The 15,980-nt window shown below is 66.8% G+C and carries 16 protein-coding genes; 2 read left to right on the top strand and 14 right to left on the bottom strand.

Features of this window, described 5'->3' with window-relative positions:
• Position 1 precedes the first annotated feature (1 nt).
• The 14 genes from MUU72_RS29780 to MUU72_RS29715 form a co-directional block, all read right to left on the bottom strand.
• On the bottom strand, positions 2 to 898 hold the full coding sequence (locus MUU72_RS29780; RefSeq protein WP_248016528.1) for a phage distal tail protein: 897 nt from the start codon (positions 896 to 898) through the stop codon (positions 2 to 4).
• Positions 898 to 5,166: a phage tail tape measure protein gene (locus MUU72_RS29775; protein ID WP_248016527.1), complete on the bottom strand. Its 4,269-nt coding sequence runs from the start codon at positions 5,164 to 5,166 to the stop codon at positions 898 to 900. Before MUU72_RS29775 ends, MUU72_RS29780 begins: the two co-directional genes overlap by 1 nt.
• 3 nt (positions 5,167 to 5,169) lie before the next feature.
• On the bottom strand, positions 5,170 to 5,475 hold the full coding sequence (locus tag MUU72_RS29770) for a hypothetical protein (RefSeq protein WP_248016526.1): 306 nt from the start codon (positions 5,473 to 5,475) through the stop codon (positions 5,170 to 5,172).
• 26 nt (positions 5,476 to 5,501) lie between these two features.
• Entirely contained in the window at positions 5,502 to 6,113 is a 612-nt protein-coding gene (locus MUU72_RS29765) for a hypothetical protein (RefSeq protein ID WP_248016525.1), read from the bottom strand.
• A 14-nt stretch (positions 6,114 to 6,127) separates the two neighbouring features.
• Positions 6,128 to 6,622 carry a phage tail tube protein gene (locus MUU72_RS29760; RefSeq protein ID WP_248016524.1) on the bottom strand — a complete coding sequence of 165 codons (495 nt, stop codon included), beginning with the start codon at positions 6,620 to 6,622 and terminating at the stop codon, positions 6,128 to 6,130.
• A 132-nt stretch (positions 6,623 to 6,754) separates the two neighbouring features.
• Positions 6,755 to 7,171 (bottom strand): hypothetical protein, encoded by a 417-nt coding sequence (locus MUU72_RS29755; protein ID WP_248016523.1) that lies wholly within the window; start codon positions 7,169 to 7,171, stop codon positions 6,755 to 6,757.
• A 17-nt stretch (positions 7,172 to 7,188) separates the two neighbouring features.
• The gene (locus tag MUU72_RS29750; RefSeq protein ID WP_248016522.1) at positions 7,189 to 7,620 is read right to left on the bottom strand and encodes a hypothetical protein; all 432 of its coding nucleotides are present in this window, start codon (positions 7,618 to 7,620) and stop codon (positions 7,189 to 7,191) included.
• Positions 7,620 to 8,024 carry a hypothetical protein gene (locus MUU72_RS29745; protein ID WP_248016521.1) on the bottom strand — a complete coding sequence of 135 codons (405 nt, stop codon included), beginning with the start codon at positions 8,022 to 8,024 and terminating at the stop codon, positions 7,620 to 7,622. Before MUU72_RS29745 ends, MUU72_RS29750 begins: the two co-directional genes overlap by 1 nt.
• A gap of 39 nt (positions 8,025 to 8,063) precedes the next feature.
• Positions 8,064 to 8,489, bottom strand: a complete 426-nt coding sequence (locus MUU72_RS29740) for a DUF6093 family protein (protein WP_248016520.1) — start codon at positions 8,487 to 8,489, stop codon at positions 8,064 to 8,066.
• 1 nt (position 8,490) lies between these two features.
• A complete protein-coding gene (locus MUU72_RS29735) occupies positions 8,491 to 8,922 on the bottom strand; it encodes a DUF6093 family protein (RefSeq protein ID WP_248016519.1) in 432 nt (143 codons plus the stop codon).
• A gap of 81 nt (positions 8,923 to 9,003) precedes the next feature.
• Positions 9,004 to 10,926 carry an ABC transporter ATP-binding protein gene (locus tag MUU72_RS29730; RefSeq protein ID WP_248016518.1) on the bottom strand — a complete coding sequence of 641 codons (1,923 nt, stop codon included), beginning with the start codon at positions 10,924 to 10,926 and terminating at the stop codon, positions 9,004 to 9,006.
• Positions 10,927 to 11,002: 76 nt separating this feature from the next.
• Complete coding sequence (locus tag MUU72_RS29725; RefSeq protein WP_248016517.1) at positions 11,003 to 11,716, bottom strand: lasso peptide biosynthesis B2 protein; 714 nt, start codon at positions 11,714 to 11,716, stop codon at positions 11,003 to 11,005.
• Positions 11,707 to 13,554: an asparagine synthase-related protein gene (locus MUU72_RS29720; protein ID WP_248016516.1), complete on the bottom strand. Its 1,848-nt coding sequence runs from the start codon at positions 13,552 to 13,554 to the stop codon at positions 11,707 to 11,709. Before MUU72_RS29720 ends, MUU72_RS29725 begins: the two co-directional genes overlap by 10 nt.
• 106 nt (positions 13,555 to 13,660) lie before the next feature.
• A complete protein-coding gene (locus MUU72_RS29715) occupies positions 13,661 to 13,807 on the bottom strand; it encodes a hypothetical protein (protein ID WP_248016515.1) in 147 nt (48 codons plus the stop codon).
• Between the two features lie 207 nt (positions 13,808 to 14,014).
• On the opposite strand from MUU72_RS29715, the gene MUU72_RS29710 reads away from it, so the two are divergent.
• Positions 14,015 to 15,391 (top strand): helix-turn-helix domain-containing protein, encoded by a 1,377-nt coding sequence (locus MUU72_RS29710; protein ID WP_248016514.1) that lies wholly within the window; start codon positions 14,015 to 14,017, stop codon positions 15,389 to 15,391.
• A gap of 89 nt (positions 15,392 to 15,480) precedes the next feature.
• On the top strand, positions 15,481 to 15,687 hold the full coding sequence (locus tag MUU72_RS29705) for a hypothetical protein (RefSeq protein WP_248016513.1): 207 nt from the start codon (positions 15,481 to 15,483) through the stop codon (positions 15,685 to 15,687).
• Positions 15,688 to 15,980: the final 293 nt, after the last annotated feature.

Genomic DNA, 15,980 nt, shown 5'->3' with positions numbered 1-15,980 from the left:
CTTACAGTGCGGTCCACGCCGACCGCCAAGTGACGGTAAGGCGGGTGGCGTTGGTGTAGTCGGAAGCCGTCCAGCGGATCTCGCTGCGGCCCGGGGGGACCTGGAAGAGGTCCAGACGCGAGGCCCCTGAGAGGGCGGGGGCGGCGTTGCCGCTACCGTTGCGCAGCACCCACCGCGTGCCGGGGCGGGTCTCGATGTCGATGTGCTCGCCGACACCGAGGGTGATGTCGAGGTCGATGACGCGGCCGGTCTCAGCGTGCAGGATGCGGGGGTTGGAAACGGGGCCGGTGATACGGATGGTCGGCCACGCCCCCGTGTTGCCCTCGTTGACCACCCACCCTGGTCGGGTATCCGGTGTGGCGATGCCGGTGGTAATCGGGGCCATGAGCGGCGCTTTGAAGCCTCCGCCGGTGCGGGAGATGTCCAGTGGCAGCGTGATGCTGGAGAGCTGGTCGTCGTGGAAGCGCGGGTCGAGCGCGGTGAACTCCAGATTCAGAGGGATCCAGCCGTGGATGGCATCCGAGGTGGAGACCACCTCGGCACGCCTGATGCGCCCGAACAGCAGCTTCGTCTGGCGACCGGGCCAGCGGAACCGTAGCGCCGCCAGCGCGCCCGCGGTGCGGCGGATCTTGGCATCGGAGGCGGCAGCCTCGATCTCGGCGAGCTTGTCTAGGGCCGCTGCGGGTTCCCCAGGCGTGCGGATGCCTGCCTCGATGCGGACGACGCGCGGCGAGTACAGGTCCACGCCAGGGAATGCCCCATCATCAGCCGGGTTTGAGACGTCTTGCGTTCGGAGCTCGGCGGGCCCGAGCCCTTCGACGTTGGAGGTCGGCACGGAGGTCTCGTGACCGATCAGGACGCCGGCGAAGTCGATCTGCCATTCGTTGAGACCAGACATCAGATCCGTCCTCCGCGCTGGGCGTTCCGCAGCCGTCGCATGATCTCTCCGGACAGCTCCTGCGGCGAGCTGCCGCGTCCTTGAACGGTGATCGGCATGTTCTCCACCAGGGCTTTCGGCTGCTGCTGGACGACGGTGACCTTGATGGCGGTCGTCGGCCGGGCATCGACGAGCCGCGTGGGAGGCGCGGCGGCGCCGGCCAGACGCATCCCGAAGCGTGTGGCCACGTCGTGGAGGACGGCGAGCGCGCTGCTGCGCTTCGCGGCGCCGAGCGGGATGAACGCTTCTCCGCCGGTACTCGGCTCGGCGAACTTGATGAGGCCGCCGGAGGTGGCGTACAGGCCCGGAGTGAGGATGCCGCCGTTGGCGTACGACAGCCCCTTGTTCGCACGGCTCAGGTCATTGAAGAACCTCGCGCCCTTGGAGCCCAGGGCGCTCTTCAGGCGGGACAGGCCCGAGTTCGCGATCTCGATGATGTGGTCCTCATCGAGCCCGGTCGCCTCCGCCACCGCGTGCAGGCCGGTCGTGGAGCTCTTGATCGCGCCGGTGATCGCGACCAAATCAGGCAGGTCGCCGCCTGCCACTGTCTTGTTGGCGCTGATCGCGGCGTCGTTCGCCGCCTTCGCCTTCTTCTTGTCCTTCACGGCCTGCGCGGCGAGCTCGGCGGCGTCCTGGTCGCCCTGCTCGGCGAGGCGTTTCGCCAGCGCGCCGAAGCCGCCGGCCGCGAGCTTGGCCAAGTTCTGCTCGAACCCGGTCTGGTCCTTCACGGCCTGACGGAGCTGCCCGGTGTATTCACCCAGGCTCGCCTTCGACGCGGCAGCAAGGTCCTGCAAGTCCTTCACCATCGACCGCAGGTATTTCGAGCTGCCGGTGGCCATCTTGTGGGTGAGGGAGACGCCCTCCTCGCCCATCTCTTCCAGAGCCGCCGCTACGTCCTGTCCGGCGCGGCGAGCAACGGTGTCCAGGTCGGCGCGCCAACGCTTGGCCGTCGACACCGACTGGTGGAGCTTCTTGGAAAATAGGTCGAGGCTGAAGTCGCCCTTCTTGTCCTGTGAATCGCTGGCGATTCCTGACAGGGAGTACAGAGTCCGCGGTCGGTAGGTAAACGCGGATAGCCCGCCGTCAGCGTGGTAGGTGATTTCGCCGCCGAACCGGTGGGCGACTTCTTCCAGAATGCGTTTGGACCTGGCCCGCTTGGCTCCTGCAAGGGGAATGTACGCCTCCCCCTGCGTTTCGGGCTCTGCCCACACGCGCCACGCTCCCGCGGGAGCAATCTGCGCGGTGTGGTCCTCGCGACGGATTCCGCCTCGGGCGTAAAAATCCAGCAGTCCACCGTTGGCCTGGCGTGTGGGGGCCTGGATCAGGTCAGGGACACCATTGGCGTCCTTGTCCCATGACGTAGCCTGGACTTTGGCAATGAAAGGGATGGTCACTGCGGCCGGCTTGTTGACGGAGATGGTGATCGTCTTGTTCCCGGGAATTCGCCCCACAGAAGCACCAATGCCGTCGAGTTGGCTTTGCACGGCGGCCATGTCACCGGAAAGCAGGGCGCTGGTGAGGGCAGTGGCTGCCTCTGTTCCCTTGGCTTGAGCAACCGCCACGACGAGGCTGAGCATCCCGGACCATTCCGCGTTCGACTGAACGCCTGCCTGCTTGAAGGCGTTCACGACTCCAGACAGATCCGGGGCGTTGATCGGCATGTCGGCCCCGTACATGTAGCCGAGCTGCGAACGAATCTGCTCGACGTCGCCGTTGAGGAAGGACTGCGCAAGGGAGGTGGACGCCTCTTTGCCGTACTTGGCGGAGACGTCCGCGAGCAGCTTCATTCCCTGTTCAAGCTGTGCGGAGGCAGCCTTGGGTAGTTTCTTCGCGGCGTTCGACATGTCTGCGACGGCCATGTCACGCATGACGCGAGCGAGCTTGCCTGGATCATTCGTTGCCGCAGAATCGGTCCAGGCTTCGGCGATCTTCTTCCCATACTTCGCCGCGATGGCCGGTAGCTTTTCCAAGCCGGCGCGGAAGGCTGGAGTGGATCGGGCAGTCGACTCCGAAATAATCGATTCGAGTTCGTCGGCAACCTTCCCTTTGCCCCGCTGGAGCTGCTTCACCAATTCGTCGAGGATGGACGCCGAGTCGGGTCCTAGCGTGGAGAAATGGTCAGCAAGGTCCAGGCGTCCATCAGCGGCGAGCCGTCCCAGGTTCTTCTGGAAGTCACGCTGCGCCTTGAGCTGCTTCCGCAGCTCCTCGACATAGTCAGCGAGCGACGCCTTGGACGCGTCGGCGGAGCGGCCCGCTTTACGGTTCGCCTCGGCGATCTTGTCCTGCGCGGCCTTCCACGCCTTTGCCGGGTCCACGATCGAGGCGAGTGTCTTTCCCATCGCCTCCATCTGCTCCGTGAACTGCGGGGCACCGTTCTTGTCGGTTGGCAGGTCCTGGGTCAGGTCCCACGCCCCGAGCATCTCCTTTCGGTTATTCTTGATCTTGTTGTTGATGATGGCCATGTTCGCGGCAAGTTCGTTCTCCTTCTTGACCGCGTCCGACCAGATCTTGTGCTGCTTGTCCAGGACCTTCTTGGCTCGGTCGAAGTTGATGTCGTACACGTAGACGTTGCCTTTGACCTCCCACGAGGCGTCCTTCCCCCGTTGCAGCTCCTCGCGCAGGCTCCTTAGCTTCTCGCCCCCGGAGGTGATGGCGTCGATAGCGGTTGTGACGTCTATGCCGGCGTCCTTGAGCTTCTTGACGTCGTCGCTGTTGGTCAGCTGCTCGGTCAGCGCCCTCAGGCCCGCGCCCCGTTCGCCCTCATCTCGCTCCTTGCGAAGGGCGTCGACCAGTTCGTCCGTGGCGGCCTTTGCCTTCTGCTTGCTGGCCGAGTACGCCGCGTAAACGCCGACGCCGATGGCCATCAGGGCGGTAAGACCCGCCACCGCGATGCCCGCGCCGCTGAGGACCGCGGGGAGCGCCGAGCCCCCTGCTCGCGCTGCAGCCAGTTCCGTGCGGAACACAGTGAGCTGCGCGCCGAACTTCAGGAACGCGGCCTTCGACAAGAGCACGACGGCCGAAAGCGCGATCACGATGCCCATCAGCGACTTCACCGGGCCCGGCAAATCATTGATCCCTCCGGCCAGGACGTTCAGGTACTCCCCCACGGTTTGCAGGGCCGGTAGCAGCACCCGAGCCATGTCGATGCCAAGAGCCTGGGCCCGGTTCTGGAAGAGACTCCACTGGCCAGCCGTCGTGTCCATCTGGATCGCGTACGCCTTCTGCGTCGCCCCGGCCCGCTCGACCTCCTGGCTGATGCCCTGGTAGGTCGCGGCGTAGTTCTTGCCATCGGCGGCAGAGAGTGCCAGCGCGGCGCGGACGGCCCGGATGTCCCGCAGGAGGGGAACAAGCTGGTCGGCGCTGCCGCCCGTTGCGTTGCGTACCTTCTGCATGACGACGTACAGGCCGTCCTGCTGAAGCGCCGCGGCAGCCGACTCGTACCCGAAGCCCTTAATCATGGCGGACAGCTCTTGGGTCGGCTTCATCATGCGCGTCAGCAGCATGTTGAGGGCCGTCGCGCTCTCGGCAGCCGGGATGCCGGACAGGGTGATCGCCGCGAAAGCGGAGCTAAGGTCATCGAACTTCACGCCCGCCGCGGCGGCCATCGGTACAACGTCGCCGAGCTGCTGGGCCAGCTCCTCGAAGCTCACGACGCCGTAGTTCACGGTCTGGAACATCACGTCCATGACGTCGCTGGCCTGCGAGGCGTCCATTCCGTACGCCTTGAGCACGCCCAGCAGGGCGCGAGCGGACGTCTCGGTGGTCGTCAGGCCGGCCGCAGCGCCGCGCGCCGCGACGCGCAGGATCGTCATGGCGTCCGCGCCATCGAACCCTGTCGAGACGACCTGGTACAAGCCTTCAGCGAGCTGGTCGGCGGACTGCGGGAGCTGCGTGCTCAGCTCAACGATCTGGTCCGTGAACTTGCTGATGTTGGCGGCGTTGATCTCCTTGGAGATCGTCATGACGTTCGCCATGTGCTTCTCAAGCTCGATGGCGCTGCGCACGCCCATGGCGAAGGCGCCGCCGAGCGCGACGCCCATCACCGTGAACCCGGTGGCCATCGCGCGGCGAGTCCGCTCCGACCGTGCGGCGAGGGCATTGAGGTCGCCGTCGAGGCGGCGTATCTGCCCGCCGAACGCGGTGACTTGGCCTGCCGCTGTGCGCAGACCACCGACCAGGCCGGACACTCCGGCCTGGACCTGGACGTACAGGGTGTAGGCCCCAGCCACTGGCTACGCCTTCTTCCTGGGCCGAAGCCCGACCTTGACCCCACGCCCCTCCGGACCCTCCGGGACCTGCTCCTGCTCCATGGCCATCAGCTCGCAGCCGATGCACCGGTGTGTCTCGGTGACGTACGCGAAGCGGTCGCCACCTGCTGCCTCGTCCCACTCCTCGGCCCTGGTACCGCACGATTCGCACACGGCCCGCGAGTAGGTTAGGTAGGCGATGGCCTTCGCACGGTCGAGCGCCGACCACCGCCCGTCCCCCGCCCCGGTGAACTGCGAGTGCGGGATGCCGTACGAGGCGCAGACCTCCATCTCCGCACGGAAGCCCGGATCGGAGATCAGCCTTTTCCCAGGTCAGCCCTCAACGTCTGGTTGACCAGCAGTGCGCAGGTGAACAGAGCCTTGGCCTCGGAGTCCGGCCAGGCGTCCAGCAGTTCCTGGGCCTCCCGCTCGCTCATGCCAGGGACCTCCGTACCCGTCTCGTCGCGTTCGACGTGGCAGGCAGCGATGAGCGCCGCGGGGTAGGTCTCGACGTTGTACTCCATGCCCCGGTCGGCCTGCGCCTCGGTCGGCGGATGGTCACGCAGAAGCTGCTCCCACGCCGGCCGTGGCAGGGCTCGGAAGGTCAGGACGACCGTCGCGTCCTCCAGGGCGCGTTCGGCGGCGTCGAGTCGAATCTGTGCGGCAACCACGTCGGGATGGACAACGATCCAGTCCTCACGACCAGCTTCCGCAACGCCCTGCTCGACTGACTCGGCGCGCGCAGTGGTGCGCGCCTTCGCCAGCTCCAGGGCGGCGTCGGTGACGGTCTTCTTCGCCTCGTCGTCGTCGCACACCCGCAGGCTGCGCTCGGGCAGCTGGCGGGCCTTGAGCTTGGCCATCTTGGCAGCCCAGTGGGCGTCCCGGGTGACCGCGGCGGCGGGCGGGGCGACGTGTGTGGCGGTGGTCATACGGCATCCCCCGCTCAGGCGGCCTTCGTCGGCACGGCGGCGTCGAGGGTCGGTTCGTGGGTGATGCCGAAGGTGACTTTGAACTTGGCGGGCTCGCTCGCCGTCGAGTAGGACGGGCTGCGGCTGCCGACGCGGACCGGAAAGATGTCCATCGACTTGGACATCGGCACGTCGCCCTTGCGCAGGATGACGACGAAGCCGGTGACCCCCTTGGACAGCAGCGTCTCCACCGAGTCACTGACCTTGTCCTCGTAGAAGGTGAGCGACGAGTTGTCAGCCTTGTCCTCGCCGGGGATCGCGCTGGCGAACGTCGACCCCATGTCCGGGGTGTCGATGGGGCTGTTCTCCAGCGACCATCCCTCGACGTCCGAGATGGTTTCCGACAGATTGGTCGCGTTCGAGGGCGCGAGCTCGGCGCGGGTGGGGACGTTGTCGTCAGCGGCGATCTTCTGCAAGAAGTAGAAGATGCTGGTTCCGCGGCGCATGAAACGCTGCTGCGTGGTGGACACGCGACTCTCACTCTCCGGGGACGCTGACGGCCCCGGAAAGCGGCAGGCCCGTCCCCAACAGATCAAGCTGGGAGTCGGCCCGTGCCGAGTGGCCGGGCGTCCGCGAGGGACCTCCGCGGTGAGGTGGGGCGGTTAGCCGCCGAGGGTTGTGACCTCGATCGCGAACCGCTGAACGTAACTGTATACGCCGCTGGCGGCGGCCACGCCTTCTTCCTTGTCCAGCTCCCGGGACATGACCACGTAGCCAGCGGCGGTGATGGGGTAGGTGTAGCCGAGTGCGGTGCGGGCGAGCATGCCCGCCCGCACCTTGTCCGCCATCCACTCGGCCTGCTCGGCCGTCGTGGCCACTGACGTGACCTGGTAGACGATCCGCGCATCTGCGCTCGCGTCACCGAAGGGCGGCCCGTCGCTCATGGAGCCGACCGGGTACAGCACGCTGTACGGGGTGGCGGCGCCAGTCGGCAGGCTGCTCGCGGTCGGCGCGGTGCCGTACCCGCAGGATCGGCCCGTCGCAGTGCCGAGCATCGTCTGAACGGCCAGGCTGAGCACTCGTCCAGATACGGCCATCAGTCGCCCACCGCCGCTCCAACAGCCGCCAGGAACAGCGGGCGGATCTCTTCCACGGCTGGCCCGACGTGGGGAAACGGCGGCTGGTTGTAGATCCGCCCAAGAATGTCCGCCCCAACGAAGCCGTACTCAAGGCGCCGGCCCTGCGGCTTGTTCGTGCCGACGATGGCCTCCGCGTTCATGCCGCTGATGCTGAACTCGTGGGTCCAGGAACGGCGGTAGTCGCCTGTTGGCGCGTTCGGGCCGGGCCTGCCGCTCGCCTGAACCTTGACCGCAGTCTCCAGCAGCATGGCGTAGTGCTGGACGACGCTGGCCACCGCTGGCAGTGCCGCGGCAGCACGCGCGTTCAACTGTGCAGCGACCTGGGGTGCGTTGCTGTGCGCCCCGGCCAGCGGGTGAGCGTTCGGGTGCGGATTCCGAGGGGATGCCATCAGCTGCTCTCCTCGGCTTGGTCGAACTCCCCCCGGGACCACTGCTGAAGCTGGGCAAGGACAGCTTTCGTGAAGCCGTACGGGCCGCCGTCCAGGTCGGGTCGGGCCAGAGCCGACTTCTCCAGCAGCCCGGCGTCCATGGCCGACAGGAACGCGGCTGCTGCCGGCCCGGGTTCGTAGGGGACTCCGACCGCGACCCGCGCGTACCCGTCGAAGTCCGTACCGGATTGGCCCTTGGCGAGCTGAATGATCACCTCCGCCGGCTGGCCGGCCTGCTGGTGGATGGTGTAGCCGGAAGCGACCCGCGAGAAGTCTGTTCCGTCTATGTGTAGCGACGCCTTGACTCCGTCCGTCGCGACCCGCACATGGTGAAGGGCGGCGGCCGGAGTGTCCGTGATCTCCATACGCCGAGCGTAGGCCGGTTCTCGGATACTCCGAATCGCCTACGACGGCGGCGTGATCTCGTCCAGGCGGGTGACGCGAACCAGCTCGACGGTAGACGCCTCCGCCGGGTCGAGAACCTGCCAAACCCTTCCGCCCGTCGCCGCGCTGCCGGAGCGAGCGACGGTCACCTCCACCCGGTCATACCGGGCGGGCACCGGCGCCCCGAGGGGGGTGAGCAGGCGATACCAGGAGACTGTGTCATCGAGCCACTGCTTCCCGACGATCCCCTCTGCCGTGACCTGGCCGTGCCCCGACAGCATGGCCCCAGGTCCCTCGTAGACGAGCACCGCGGGCACCTCCCCCACGAGGCCGGTCTCGGGATCGAGCACCGGCGTGCCAGTCGGACGGGTCACGCGAACGGTGTCGAGGAGAAGCTTGGCTTCCAGCTCCTTGCGTACTTCCTCCGGATCGATGGCGGTGGTCACCTCACTCCCCCGTCTTCTGCGTGTTCTGGTCCACCCACGTCGTCCGCACGACGCTCAATGTCGAGGTCTCCCCGATATCGATCACTCGCCACGTCCGGCCGATGGCCGACTCGTCGTCCGCCTCCACGACGATCACGGTGTCCTCGCGGGAGGCCACCGGGGCGGAGAGCGGGGTCAGGAGTCGGTAACGGGACGGGGTGTCATCCACGTACGCCTGTCCGGCCAAATAAAGGACCACGGAAGGACCGTTCGCCGGAAAGAGCGCCCCCGGACCGTCGTAGACGGTGACGGGCGGGCCGGGCTCGTACTGGCCCGTGTCCGGGTTGAACACCGGTTCGCCAGGCCGGAAAATGCGGATCTTGTTGTTTAGGATTTTCTTTTCGACGATCGCGCTGACAGCCCCCAGAGTCAGCCCTTCTGTAGGCACGCTCATGCGTTCGAGCGTATCTATACTGGCCGAAAGCCCAAGTCGTTCCCATCACCTGCCCGGACAACTCAATGCGTCCGCATACTTTCACTCACCGTTCGCATAGGTGTCCGCCTGCGCACGCCACATCGTTGCGTAGGTACCGTTTCGCCGTTCGATGAGGCTGCTGTGTGTGCCTTCTTCGGTGATCTCGCCGTTGTCGAGGACCAGGATGCGGTCGGCTGACCGCGTTGAACCCAGCCGATGGCTGATCAAAATCACCGTGCGCCCCTCGCTGAGCGCGCGGATCCGCTCGTAGAAGGCGGATTCCGCGAGAGGGTCGAGCGCGGAGGTGGGCTCGTCGCAGATGAGGACCGGGGCATTACGGTAGAACGCGCGTGCGCCAGCGATGCGTTGCCATTGACCGCCGGAGAGATCGCGACCTCCCCACCATGAGGGGGCAAGGTTGGTGTCGAGACCGTCCGGGAGCCCGTCGAGCACACTGTCTGCTCCCGCAATGCGGGCAGCGGCAAGGATGCTTTCCTCGTCGCATGCGCCTTGGCCGAGGGTGATGTTGTCACGGGCGCTCACTGGCCATCGGCCGAACTCCTGTGGCAAAAGGGCGAGTTGAGCCCAAACGCTTTCGGGGTTCACGGTGGAAAGATCGACGCCTCCCCAGGTGACCTTTCCCGTGTCGGGGCTGTAGAGGCCAGCCAGGAGTTTCGCCAACGTTGACTTGCCGGAACCGTTGGCGCCGACGATGGCCAGAACCTCGCCTCTGTGGACGGTGACGTTGATGTCGTGGAGAGCGGGATGCTTGCTGCCAGGGTAGGAGAACGTGACTGCGTTGGCCTCGATCGTTTTCGGGTCGGCCGGCGCAAGCTGATCACCTCCGCTTCGTCGGGATCGGCTGGCGCAGTCTGCGAGGAAACTCGCCCAGTCGCTGAGGTACAGGCCAGTCTTGAAGGCATTGTTCACGCCTTGGACGAGGCAGCCCAAGAGGCGTTGGCTGGTCTGGATCGCGATGACAGCGGTGCCGGCCGCTGCCGGAGCGACGGCTCCAGCAGCGGTCAGGCCGATGAGGGAGGCATAGACCGCGCCGGTCGCCGTGCCGGCGATGGCGTCGCCGACGAGCTGGTAGCGGGCGGCGGATCGGCCGACCTCTGCCGCTGCGGATTCCAGTCGGGTGGCAACGGTTCGGAACCGTTCCAAGAGCCAGGGACGCATGGTGAACGCGCGCACTTCCAGGGCACTGGCGCGTCCTGCAGTGGTGTACATCACCGAGTGCCGCAGGCGGCGGTCCGCAAGCGTGTGCCGATCGGCGAGGTAGGCAGCCCGAGCGGATCGAACCGCTGCCCATCCACGGGGGATCACTGCAAGCAGCAACAGGGGTAGGAGCACTGGGTGGAGGTGGGTGAGTACCCCCGCTGCCGCGATCAGACCCAGCACCGACGCCAGGACGGCGGTTAGGGCCTCGGGCATGAGATGTGCGTCCTTGGCCGCTCGGCTGGCGGCTTCGCTGTGGTCGCTCCAGGCCGAGTCGTCGTAGGCGGCCAGCGGGGCTTGGGTGGCGGCCTCCAGGTAGCGCACCTCGGCGATTCCGTCGACTCGCGGACCGATGCGGGCGGTGGTGGCGAGGGTGAGGGCCGCCACGACGGATCGGGTGCAAGCCGCTGCGGTGATAACGACGATCGATGGAATGGCGTGTAGAAGCCGTTCGGTCGTCGGGCCAGCCGCGAGGAGCGGCGCCAAGGCGGTGGTAGTGGCGTAGAGGCCGACGGCGGTGACCCCTCCGGAGAGGAGTTGCAGCAGGCACGTAAGCACAACGGCGCGTGGATCGGCGGTCCAGGCAAGTCGGATGGCCAGGCCGGAGAGACGAGGAAGTCGACGCACGATGGTCGACCACGACGCCTCCAGAGCGTCGTCGTGGCGCTCTGCGCTGACGGTATATTGCGCGATCGCGCTGTGTGGTCGACTGGTGTGCTGCCGCCGTGCGGACCCGGTGTGCGGCTTTGATGCGGAGATCGTCATACCTGCGCCAACGATTCACTCCTTCGAGTGTCACACTGGCGCAGGGTGGCGACGGGTAGCGAATGTATGTGCTGTTTCAGACCCGCACGGCGGGACGATACGGCCAGATCTCGTCCCCGAGGTCCTGCCCGATGACCTGACCTTCGGCCTCCACCCACGCATGGGTGGCGGTAGGCGTGGCCCGGGCGCCGATGGCCCAGGCGGCTCTGCGGCCGCGCAGCCGAAGAGCCAGGTAGCACCCCAGCGACTCTTCCAGACAAGCAGCTCTGCCCAGCCAAATACTTCGCGCCCAGCGGACGGCCAGGAAGAGGGCCTCGGCCTCGCGTGCTGTGGCGTCGGATCCGGGCAGACGTGCCAGGAGGCGGCCGACCCAGATACCGAAGCGGAAGGGCGTGCAATGCAGCAGGAGTAAGGCGGCCGCCAGCCCGGCCGCCGCTGCAAAGCGGTCAGTCCGGGACGGCTGAACTTCCGCGGAGGGGAAGGGCCGCGGACGGCACCATTGAAGCGGCGGGAGTGCCTTTTGAGCCCTAGCCAGGTCTGCCTCAAGGAGCCGGTGGGACAGGGCCGCCATATCCGCCCGGACGGTGTCCTCGTCCGCGCCAAGCCCGATGAAGTGGTCCGCTGCGCTTTCGGTTGCCGCCTTGAGGGTGGCCCCGGCGAGAAGGTAGTGCCAGACACGTCCGGCGGACGCGTTGAGGTGGAGCCACCGTCCGCGGCCCTTTCGGGTGTCCATCACGGCCAGGCTTCCGTTGGGCAGGATCGCGGTGTAGACCTTTGTAGTCAGCGGCACGCCAAGGCCTCCTCGGACCACCACGTGGCGTAGGCCGTGGAGGTTCGACGGATCCACAGCTCGGTGACGACCAAGGTATGAAGTTGCGCCAGAGGAGCAGCCACACCCGAGATCGCGCTGTCCAGCGCAGTGGCGACGCTGTCGTAGTTGAGGAGTCCCGCCTCGACGAGCTGCGAGCTGCCCAGGATCCGCCGCAGGGTGGGTGCGTTGCGAGACAGGCCAGCGTAGAGACTACCCGTGAAAGCGGTTTTGCTGCTTCTGGTGAACAGCCAAGCGGGGGCAAGCCCCGCGAAGGCTGCCTGCGCCAGCGGTTTGTACGTCCCGGGACGGGCGCGTTGGTAGGTGGGGATACTCAGGCACGCGTCGACCACGGTGGTGTCGAGGAGCGGAGCGTGGATGGCGAGCTGCCACCGCTGGAGCCCGATCTCGGCATACTGCGCATGGCTGGTGGCCATCCACTCCAGCGCAAGTCGCTCGTGCAGCCTGGCAGGGGTTACGTCAGGGTCAGCGGTGCCGGCGCGGGCCCGGATGAGTTCCGTGACGAGGGACTGGCCTGCGGCTGTAAGCCAAGAGGCACCTGGCGTCACCGAACACCACGCAAGCGCCCCAATGGGCGATCGTGGGTGCGCTGTCGAGGCCGTGATGCCGGCAGCCAGGCGTTCGAGGGCGTCGGGGTAGGCCGTACTGGCGGTGTGGTGAACCTGCTGCCATGCCCGCCAGGGAGCATCGCAGCGGGAATGAGCGTACGCGGTCGCGCACCGCAGCGCGGGGAGCCGCTGCCCAGACAGGAACTGGTCAACGAGGTGAGCGGTGACAGCATCTAAGACGTTGTCGCCTCCTCGTCCCGTGAGGTGGGCCTGCGCGCCATATGCCGTTGCCGGGGCCAGTTGCGCGTCCTTAATCGCCAGCAGCCCCAAAGTCAACGAAGGGGTGTCCGTGACGGGGAGTTGATCAACCTCTTCCAGGCCGTCGAAGTGTCGGACGTCCGCGACTGTCCCGTCGATCACCACGTGGTTGATTCCATCCACTGCCTCCGCCAGGTGGCGGGCGTACTGAAGATCATCCCCCTTGCGCATCTGGGCGTCCGTGTAGGTCACGGCCAGCAGGGGGCGTGTACACGCCGCAACGGAGGTCACGCTGCTGCTGTCGATGCCGCCCGACAGGTCGCTGGAGAGACGGTCCCAGGACTTCACGCGACGGGTGACCGCCGTGGTGAAGGCGTCACGAACAGCGTCGGCGCCGTCGAGGAAGTCCACGGACTGCGCGGGATGCATGTCGAGGACTTTTGCCTCGTAGGAGCCATCGCCGACAACGAGCGCGTGACCGGGGGGAACTCGTCGCACGCCGTTGTAGGGACCGTCCGTATGCCGCGTATCTACCCCGTTCAAAGCCAGTTCGCCAAGGAGCAGGGCAAGATTCGGGGAGGAGCCGTTGAGCGCGGCCAAGGGCGCAGCGTGAGTGGCCCACCAGATGCCGTTCCGGTCCGGTACCCAATACACGGGCACGACGCCGGCTCGGTCACCGACGATCCAAGTTCTCCATCCTTCGCGGACCACCGTGAGATGCGCCCCCGGCAGCCGGCACACGGCGCGCACGTCGCCGGCGTGAGCAGCACGCACCGCTGCCAACCGTTCACGATCGGTTGCCAGACAGCATCCGGCGGTCAGTACCTGCGTGTCACTACCGTCGGCCGACGGCATGGACACCGCGCAAGTTTCTTTCTTGGAGTGGCCCACGGCCCACACTCGCAGGGCCGAGCTGATCAAGATTTCCCTGCCCTCTCGGGGCACGGGTGCAATCGTGGTTCGCGAGAACCGCCCAACGATGAAACGGCTCATGGCCGCCGCCTCCTATGGCCGGAATGGATTGGAGCAGCGGCGCCCGGGACAGATGGCTTTGTGCCTGTCCCGGGCGCCGCGTTACGCATCCGTCACCGCGGATGGATCACTGGAAGTACTCGGTGTCGTCCGCGTTGTTGCTGCGGTTACTGCCGAGGGTGACGTCCGTGACGCTGCCCAGGTCGGTAACCGCTGCGGGGGTGTACCCCTGCGCCGGCTCGGTGGTCGGGTCCTGCGCCTTGTCGTCCTTCATTTGTCCTCCGTGAAGTCGTATCCCCGCCCGTCGTGTATCTCGGCTTCCAACCGAGGAGCGGGCGGCGACGTTGGCGAGGACAACGTTGATGGACGCGAGTGGTATCGGTGAAGGCGTAGCCCGGGTGCGCTTGGGTGCTATTGAGAGCACCCAAGCGCACCCGAGCTGACGGTTCCTGATGATCTTCTAACGCGCGACACTGGTCAGATGGTGCAGGTGCCGAGTGGCCGAGCCAGAGGCCAAAAGAAGGCTTTTTTACTTTATCGAGCGCGGACAGTTCGGGGCTGGACGGGCCCCGAGTTCGCCCGGCGTCTGATGAAGCTTGCGACCCACCGCGGCGTCCCACTGGGCACGGGCAAGGACGGCGTATACCGGTGGGAAAGCGGCCGCACTCCTGAACCTGAAGCGCAGCGGCTCATCGCCGAATTGCTCGGCATCGATCTGGACGCCCTGGGCACCTCCCCCTGGCCCCACTGGCTGGCCCTGGACCCGCTCCAGCAACCACCCCGCCGCAGCTGGGACGCTCACGGCGCCATCGCCGCGCTCAACGACGTGTCAAAGGACCACCCCATGCCCATGGACCGAAGGAACTTCGTACTGCTGACCGGAGTCGCCCTGACCTCCTCCCTGTGGGAGTGGCTGACTGCCGACCCAGCAGCAGCCGGCCAGATCACCCATGGTGGACGCCTCGGCGAAGCCGCCGTGGCCCGCCTTGAACAGCGCGTGCGCTCCCTACGACACGACGACGACGTCGACGGTGGCGGAGAGCTCATCCGAGAAGCGGACAGTTCCCTAAAGTTGGTAGCCAACCTCTTGGAGCAGCGCACGTACAGCGACGCCCACGGGGCGCGACTTCACGCCGCTGCCGCCGACTTGGCCCGCATGAAGGCGTGGGCCACCTTCGATCTCCATGGCGCCTGCGACGATGCCACCTTCGACGCCGCCCTGCACACCGCCCATGCGGCGGCCGATCCAGCCCTGGGCTGTCACATTCTGGCCTTCTGGGCCATCGCCGCCTATAACACCGATCGCGCTGCCGATGCCGAGAAGATGATCAACGCGGCTCTCTCCGCCGCCCGCGGGCGGGCAACCCCGCGCATCGAGGCCATGCTGTACTCACGGCGGGCCCGAGCGCGCGCTCACCAAAGGGACCCCAGGTGCTGGAACGACCTCGATCGCGCGGCGACGCTGCTTGAGCGCGGGGCCACGCAGGACGACCCGGACTGGGTCTCCTGGTTTGACCGCAGTGAGCTGCTGGGAGCCCTGGCGAGTAGCCAGCTCGATATGGATCAGCCCAGCAGGGCGGAAGGAACCTTCGTCGAAGCGTCGGAGCTCTTCCCTGCCGACCGCGTGCGCACTCAATCACTCTTCCTCGCCCGGCGAGCCGATGCCCAATGGCGCCAGGGAGAAATCGAGGGTTCCTGCGTCACCGCGAACGCCGCGCTTGCTCTCAACGAGACCATCAGCTCACATCGATCCACCGGGCCCCTGCACGAGCTGGCCTCTCGCATGGAATCGCATATGGCTGTCCCGGCGGTCCGGGACTTCCGCGAACGTCTGAATGCCTCTCTGGCCGCGGGATAGGCCCGAAGGGTTTTCCCGAGCCATGCCATGACTGACCCAGCCACCGCTTGCCTCCCCCAAACGGCGGCGGCCGTAGGCACGGTCCTTCCATGACGAGCATCGGGCGCGGTCATCGCTCCCGCGCGAACGCAGGCGAACCGGCGTCAGTCGGCCACGGCTCGGTGACCCGTGTGAAGATTCCGATCTGCACGGACAAGATCAACAAAGAGCGCACCATCGGAATCAGCCTGCCGGTAGGCCACTCCGTCTCTGCCGCCTGCAACAACTTGCCCGGATCCGACGTTTACCGCCTCTGACCAAAGAGACGGAACCGAACCGGCACCCCCGCACCCAGGAGCCGGCCGCCGCTGACCTCCCCCACAGAGGACTGCGACGGCCGGCACGGGCGAGGCTCAGCTCGCCCGCCCTTTCACTAACGCCCGAGGCAGCGCCTCGTGCTGGCGCCCGGCGAAAGGAGACAGCTAAGGTCCCCTCGCCCGCGCGTGCACCGCAACCTCCCCGGCCTGGCCCCGGACGACCGCCGGGCTCGAAGAACCGGCATCGAGCATCTCGTCACGAGGTGGGCCGTGTCCTCGCCACCGGCGAGGAC

Source organism: Streptomyces rhizoryzae, assembly GCF_023155275.1.
GTDB classification, from domain to species: Bacteria; Actinomycetota; Actinomycetes; order Streptomycetales; family Streptomycetaceae; genus Streptomyces; species Streptomyces rhizoryzae.
Note: the sequence above shows the minus strand (reverse complement) of the source record. Positions and strands in the feature narration are given on the sequence as shown.

Bases quoted from the DNA above. Each gene is read 5' to 3' on its own strand.
- MUU72_RS29780 (WP_248016528.1), bottom strand. From the start codon at position 898: ATGTCTGGTCTCAACGAATGGCAGATCGACTTCGCCGGCGTCCTGATC.
- MUU72_RS29770 (WP_248016526.1), bottom strand. From the start codon at position 5,475: ATGGAGGTCTGCGCCTCGTACGGCATCCCGCACTCGCAGTTCACCGGG.
- MUU72_RS29765 (WP_248016525.1), bottom strand. From the start codon at position 6,113: ATGACCACCGCCACACACGTCGCCCCGCCCGCCGCCGCGGTCACCCGG.
- MUU72_RS29750 (WP_248016522.1), bottom strand. From the start codon at position 7,620: ATGGCATCCCCTCGGAATCCGCACCCGAACGCTCACCCGCTGGCCGGG.
- MUU72_RS29745 (WP_248016521.1), bottom strand. From the start codon at position 8,024: ATGGAGATCACGGACACTCCGGCCGCCGCCCTTCACCATGTGCGGGTC.
- MUU72_RS29735 (WP_248016519.1), bottom strand. From the start codon at position 8,922: ATGAGCGTGCCTACAGAAGGGCTGACTCTGGGGGCTGTCAGCGCGATC.
- MUU72_RS29730 (WP_248016518.1), bottom strand. From the start codon at position 10,926: ATGACGATCTCCGCATCAAAGCCGCACACCGGGTCCGCACGGCGGCAG.
- MUU72_RS29720 (WP_248016516.1), bottom strand. From the start codon at position 13,554: ATGAGCCGTTTCATCGTTGGGCGGTTCTCGCGAACCACGATTGCACCC.
- MUU72_RS29715 (WP_248016515.1), bottom strand. From the start codon at position 13,807: ATGAAGGACGACAAGGCGCAGGACCCGACCACCGAGCCGGCGCAGGGG.
- MUU72_RS29710 (WP_248016514.1), top strand. From the start codon at position 14,015: ATGGTGCAGGTGCCGAGTGGCCGAGCCAGAGGCCAAAAGAAGGCTTTT.
- MUU72_RS29705 (WP_248016513.1), top strand. From the start codon at position 15,481: ATGACGAGCATCGGGCGCGGTCATCGCTCCCGCGCGAACGCAGGCGAA.